Source organism: Shewanella sp. SG41-4 (assembly GCF_014164505.1).
Lineage (GTDB): Bacteria > Pseudomonadota > Gammaproteobacteria > Enterobacterales > Shewanellaceae > Shewanella.
This window is the reverse complement of sequence record NZ_JACJFI010000600.1, coordinates 1-1,330: the sequence shown is the minus strand read 5'-3', so window position 1 is coordinate 1,330 and position 1,330 is coordinate 1. Positions and strand designations below refer to the sequence as shown.

Below are 1,330 nucleotides of genomic sequence, written 5' to 3'. Positions count from 1 at the left end.
GAAGACAACTTTAGTGATGGCCGTCCAGCGCTGGATACCGTTGGTGCACAATTTGTCAGTGACGTAACACCATTTGAAAAAATGAAAATCCGTTTATTAAACGCAGGCCATTCAGTATTAGGTTTATTAGGTTCTATTCATGGTTTTGCCACTATTGATGAGTCGGTAACCGATCCTTTATTTGCAACATATTTGCGTAAATTTATGGACGATGAAGTCACGCCGTTAATTGAGCAACTTGAAGGTATTGATTTAACACAATATAAAGACACGTTAATTGAACGTTTTGCCAACCCAAACATTAAAGACAGTTTGGCGCGAATTTGTCTCGAAAGTTCAGCCAAGTTACCAAAGTTTATCATTGCTTCTATTAATGAAAATATTGCACTAGGCCGTGATACTTCACTCGCCACATTAGTGATTGCAACCTGGTGTTTATACAGTGACAAACGTGTTGATCAGCAAGAGCAAGCGTTAGAGATTAACGATCAAATGGCGGCTCAATTACATGCGTATGCCAATAAAACAGCTCAAGATCCATTAGCGTTTTTGCAATTAACCGATTTATTTGGTGATCTAAACAATCAAGCCAGTTTCTGTAAAGATTATCGTCAAGCGATTACGGCCTTATATGCACCGGGCAGTGACATTAAATCGATTATGCAAGCAAGATTACAAGAGAAAGGTTAAGCCGCATGAATAGCATATTAATAAATCATAAAGCTAAGGCCGACATTAACATTAGTTGTTTTGGTGAAGTATTGTGGGATTGTTTCCCTGATGGTAAGCGTGTTGGCGGGGCACCTTTAAATGTGTGTGTCAGACTTAATGCCCTGGGCATTAAAGGTTCGATGATAAGTGCCGTTGGCGATGATCAATTAGGTCATGAGCTCGTTAGCTTTATTGATGAACGTGGCGTTAATCGCGACTGTATCGCTATCGATCCCGTTAAAAGCACCAGCACAGTTCAAGTCACTTTAGACAAAAATGGGTCAGCGTCTTATGACATTGTCGCCGATACTGCCTGGGATAATATCGCATTAACAGAAGATATTATTGGGCAGGTTAATCGTGCTGATGTGTTGGTCTTTGGTAGCTTAATTGGCCGCAATGATGTGTCTCTTAATACCTTAACAGCTTTAGTTGAGTTGGCATCGTTTTCGGTGTTTGACGTTAACTTACGTGCGCCGCATTATCAGATTGATAGTGTGGTTAATTTGATGAAAAAAGCTGATTTCATTAAATTAAATGACGATGAGTTGTATGAAATAGCCAAAGTGATGGGGTCGCCATTTCATTCTTTAGAACAAAATTCAAATTTTGTTCTAAA

The 1,330-nt window shown here is 39.3% G+C and carries 1 protein-coding gene and 1 pseudogene; both read left to right on the top strand.

From position 1 onward, the window contains the following. Window positions 1-690, top strand: a pseudogene (locus H5202_RS22555) (mannitol dehydrogenase family protein); the annotation flags it as partial. A 5-nt stretch (window positions 691-695) separates the two neighbouring features. Next, the coding region (locus H5202_RS22550) for a PfkB family carbohydrate kinase (protein ID WP_182773987.1) at window positions 696-1,330 on the top strand (635 nt) is incomplete at its 3' end.